Below are 4,653 nucleotides of genomic sequence, written 5' to 3'. Positions count from 1 at the left end.
GGTGCGGTCCCTGTGGGAGCGGGTTCACCCGCTAAGAGGCCGGTTCAGGCAGCCTCAATACCCGATTTTTACGCCTTCTTTATTCCCATCCCCACCCCACAATCTCGCCCCTTTACGCCGTTCGCTCGGACAATTTCCCCAAAGCGGCCCAAGCCGCACCACGGGGAGAACCACACATGAACATGCTCGACGGGCTGTCACTGCTGCTGGCAGTGGCATTGGCGTTTTATCTGCTGGTGGCGCTGTTGCGCGCCGATCGCAGCTAGGGAGCGGCCATGCACAGTTACGATTTCGCCTTGCTGTTGGCATTTTTCGCCATCGTGCTGCTACCGGCACCCTGGCTTGGGCGGTTCTACTTCAAGGTCATGGAAGGCCAACGTACCTGGCTGTCTCCCATCCTGGGCCCGGTCGAGCAAGCCTGCTACCGGGTGGCGGGCGTGCGCGCCGGCCAGGAGCAGAACTGGCAGCAGTACACCCTGGCCCTGCTGGCCTTCAACCTGGCCGGGTTCCTGCTGCTGTTCGCCGTGCTGCTGTTGCAGGGCTACCTGCCGTTCAACCCGCAGCATCTGCCCGGCCAGGAATGGTCGCTGGCGTTCAACACCGCGGTCAGCTTCGTCACCAACACCAACTGGCAGGCCTACAGCGGTGAGGCGTCGGTCAGCTACCTGAGCCAGATGCTAGGCCTGACCGTACAGAATTTCGTCAGCGCCGCCACCGGCCTGGCGGTGCTGGTCGCCCTGTGCCGTGGCATCGCCCGGCGCAGCGCCACGACGCTGGGCAACTTCTGGATCGACATGACCCGCGCCACCCTCTACGGCCTGCTGCCGCTGTGCCTGCTGCTGGCGTTGCTGCTGGTATGGCAGGGCGTACCGCAAACTTTGGCCGACTACGCCCACGCGGTCACCCTGCAAGGCACCGAGCAGACCATCCCGCTGGGCCCGGCCGCCAGCCAGATCGCCATCAAGCAGCTGGGTACCAACGGCGGTGGCTTCTTCGGGGTCAACTCCGCGCACCCGTTCGAAAACCCCACGGCCTGGAGCAACCTGTTCGAGGTGGCTTCGATCATTCTCATTCCGGTGGCGCTGGTGTTCACCTTTGGTCACTACGTGAAGGACCTGCGCCAGAGCCGCGCCATCCTCGCCTGCATGCTTGCCCTGTTCCTGATCGGCGGCAGCACGGCGTTGTGGTCCGAGTACCAGCCCAACCCGGCCCTCGAGAGCGCGCAGGTACAGCAAAGCGCCCCCATGGAGGGCAAGGAAAGCCGCTTCGGCACCACCGGCTCGGTGCTGTGGACAGTGACTACCACCTCTGCTTCCAACGGTTCGGTCAATGCCATGCACGACAGTCTCAACCCACTGACCGGCATGGTGGCGATGGTCAACATGATGGTCGGTGAAGTGATCTTCGGCGGTGTCGGGGCAGGGCTGTACGGCATGCTGCTGTTCGTGCTTATCGCGGTGTTCCTGGCCGGGCTGATGATCGGCCGCACCCCGGAATACCTGGGCAAGAAACTGCAGGCCCGCGAGGTGCAGTTGCTGGTGGCGACCCTGCTGGTGATGCCGGTCGGCGTGCTGGTGCTCGGCGCCATCGCGGCCAGCCTGCCAGGCCCGGCAGGTGCAGTGAGCAATCCGGGGGCGCATGGTTTCAGCCAGCTGCTGTACGCCTACACCTCGGGCACGGCCAACAACGGCTCGGCCTTTGCCGGCTTCGGTGCCAACACGGTGTTCCACAACCTGATGATCGGCCTGGCCATGCTTGTCGGCCGCTTCGGCTACATCCTCTCGGTGCTGGCGCTGGCTGGCTGTCTGGCGGCGAAGAAAAGCGCGCCTCAGGGGCTGAACAGCTTCCCCACCCATGGCCCGCTGTTCACCGGCCTGCTGCTGGTCACCATCCTGCTGGTAGGTGGCCTCACCTTCCTGCCGACCCTGGCCCTTGGGCCGATCGCCGAACACTTGAGCCTGGGTTTTTGAGGACCGACCATGAACATGCCCATTCCTGAAGTACAAGCCCGGCACAGTGCCAAGGACCAGACCCGCTTCGCCGCGTTGTGGCGCCCGGCGTTGGTGCAGGCATTCGTCAAGCTCGACCCGCGCCAGCTCAAGCGCTCGCCGGTGATGCTGGTAGTCGCCTTGACTGCGCTACTGACCACCGTCCTGTGTTTTGCACCCGGTAGCGGCGTGAGCACCGGCGTTGCCGTGCAGATCGCCCTGTGGCTGTGGTTCACCGTGCTGTTCGCCAACTTCGCAGAGGCCCTTGCCGAGGGCCGTGGCAAGGCCCGCGCCGACAGCCTCAGGGCCGGCAGCCAAGGCCTGACCGCCCAGCTTCGCAAGCGTGATGGCAGCTACGAGACCGTCGCGGCCAGCGCGCTGCGCAAGGACGATGTGGTGCGCGTGGTGGCCGGTGAAATGATCCCCGGTGACGGCGAGGTGCTTGAAGGTATCGCTGCGGTCAACGAGGCCGCCATTACTGGCGAGTCCGCGCCGGTGATCCGCGAGTCCGGCGGCGACCGATCGGCGGTGACCGGTAATACCCGGCTGGTCTCCGACTGGTTGTTGATCCGCATCACCAGCAACCCGGGTGAATCCACCCTCGACCGCATGATTGCCCTGGTCGAAGGCGCCAAGCGGCAGAAGACCCCGAACGAGATCGCCCTCGACATCCTGCTGATCGGCCTGACCCTGATCTTCCTGATCGTGGTGGTGACCCTGCAGCCGTTCGCCCACTTCGTTGGTGGCAGCCTGCCGCTGATCTTCCTCGCCGCATTGCTGGTGACGCTGATCCCCACCACCATCGGTGGCCTTCTGTCGGCCATCGGCATTGCCGGCATGGACCGGCTGGTGCGGCTGAATGTCATCGCCCGCTCCGGCCGCGCGGTGGAGGCGGCCGGTGACGTGCACACGCTGATGCTCGACAAGACCGGCACCATCACCTTCGGCAACCGCCGCTGCAGCGCCCTGCACGCCGCGCCGGGCATCACCGCCCGCGAGCTGGGGGAGGGCGCCTTGCTGGCCTCGCTGGCGGACGACACCGCCGAGGGCAAGTCGATCGTCGAGTACCTGCGCCAGTTGCATGACTTCGTCGAACCGGCCGCCGGGCAATTCGATGCGGTGGCGTTCAGCGCCGAGACGCGGCTGTCGGGCATCGACCTGCAGCAGCACCGCTATCGCAAGGGCGCCGTCGACGCAGTGTTGGCATTCGTCGGCATGCAACGCCTGGAAATGCCCCCGGCGCTGGCCCGCGAAGTGGAGCGCATCGCTCAGAGCGGCGGCACACCATTGCTGGTGTGCATCGACAAGCGCCTGCTCGGCGTGATCCACCTCAAGGATGTGGTCAAGCCCGGCATCCGCGAGCGCTTTGCCGAGCTGCGCAAGCTGGGCATCCGCACGGTGATGGTGACCGGCGACAACCCGCTGACCGCCGCCGCCATCGCTGCCGAGGCCGGCGTGGATGACGTGCTGGCCGAGGCCACGCCAGAGAAGAAGCTGGCGCGCATCCGCCAGGAGCAGAACGACGGCCGCCTGGTGGCCATGTGCGGCGACGGCGCCAACGACGCCCCGGCACTGGCCCAGGCAGATGTGGGCATGGCCATGAACGACGGCACCCAGGCCGCGCGCGAGGCGGCCAACATGGTCGACCTGGACAGCGACCCAACCAAGTTGCTGGATGTGGTGCAGGTCGGCAAGGAGCTGCTGGTGACCCGTGGCGCGTTGACCACCTTCTCCATCGCCAACGATGTGGCCAAGTACTTCGCCATCCTGCCGGCGCTGTTCGCCGCCATCTACCCGCAGCTGGGCGTGCTCAACCTGATGCACCTGGCCAGCCCGCAGAGTGCGATTCTGTCGGCCATTGTGTTCAACGCGCTGATCATCATCGTTTTGATCCCGCTGGCGCTGCGCGGCGTGCGGGTGCAGGCGGCCAGTGCGGCGCACCTGCTGCGGCGCAACCTGCTGATCTACGGGCTGGGCGGCATTGTCGTGCCGTTTGCCGGGATCAAGCTGATCGACCTGCTGCTCAATGCTCTGCACCTGGTCTGAGGAGCCCACCATGAATGCTTATGTACGCCCGGCATTGAGCCTGGCCCTGTTGATGACCCTGGTGACCGGTGCGCTGTATCCGCTGGCGGTGACCGGTATTGCCCAGGTGGCTTTCCCCAGCCAGGCCAATGGCAGCCTGGTGCGCGATGGCCAGGGCCAGGTACGTGGCTCCGCTCTGATCGCCCAGGATTTCCAGGGCGATGGCTGGTTCCACGCGCGGCCATCGGCGGGCGCCTATGCCACCGTGGCCAGCAGCGCCAGCAACCTGTCGCCGAGCAATCCGGCACTGGCCGAGCGGGTCAAGGGCGATGCGGCTGCGTTGTACCAGGCGCAGCAGGGGCCGGTGCCCCAGGCGCTGCTCACCACTTCGGGCAGCGGCCTCGACCCGCACCTGCCGCCGGAGGCAGTGGCCTATCAGATCCCGCGGGTGGCGGCGGCACGGCAGTTGCCGGTGGAGCGCTTGCAAGGCTTGCTGGAAGAGGCCACCCTCCACCCATTGATCGGCCCGCCGGTGGTCAATGTGCTGGCCTTGAACCAGGCCTTGGAAAACCTCAGCCATTGATAGATGACTTGGGGGGCTAGCAGGGACCCTGTGGGAGCGGGTTCACCCGCGAATGCG

The 4,653-nt window shown here is 66.1% G+C and carries 4 protein-coding genes; all 4 read left to right on the top strand.

Annotated features, from left to right (window positions below; all coding sequences use genetic code 11):
• Nucleotides 1-176: 176 nt before the first annotated feature.
• Genes kdpF through kdpC form a run of 4 tightly spaced genes read left to right on the top strand, consistent with a single transcriptional unit; the run spans nucleotide 177 to nucleotide 4,596 of the window.
• Nucleotides 177-266: a K(+)-transporting ATPase subunit F gene (gene kdpF, locus ACK1U9_RS24295; protein ID WP_003251485.1), complete on the top strand. Its 90-nt coding sequence runs from the start codon at nucleotides 177-179 to the stop codon at nucleotides 264-266.
• 9 nt (nucleotides 267-275) lie between these two features.
• Nucleotides 276-1,970, top strand: a complete 1,695-nt coding sequence (gene kdpA, locus ACK1U9_RS24290; protein WP_153671725.1) for a potassium-transporting ATPase subunit KdpA — start codon at nucleotides 276-278, stop codon at nucleotides 1,968-1,970.
• 9 nt (nucleotides 1,971-1,979) lie between these two features.
• Complete coding sequence (kdpB, locus tag ACK1U9_RS24285; protein WP_046615119.1) at nucleotides 1,980-4,034, top strand: potassium-transporting ATPase subunit KdpB; 2,055 nt, start codon at nucleotides 1,980-1,982, stop codon at nucleotides 4,032-4,034.
• 10 nt (nucleotides 4,035-4,044) lie between these two features.
• The gene (gene kdpC / locus ACK1U9_RS24280) at nucleotides 4,045-4,596 is read left to right on the top strand and encodes a potassium-transporting ATPase subunit KdpC (RefSeq protein WP_046615120.1); all 552 of its coding nucleotides are present in this window, start codon (nucleotides 4,045-4,047) and stop codon (nucleotides 4,594-4,596) included.
• The last annotated feature ends 57 nt before the right edge of the window (nucleotides 4,597-4,653 follow it).

This window comes from Pseudomonas sp. XP1, assembly GCF_053557675.1.
The sequence above is the reverse complement of the archived record's forward strand: the minus strand, read 5'-3'. Positions and strand labels throughout refer to the sequence as shown.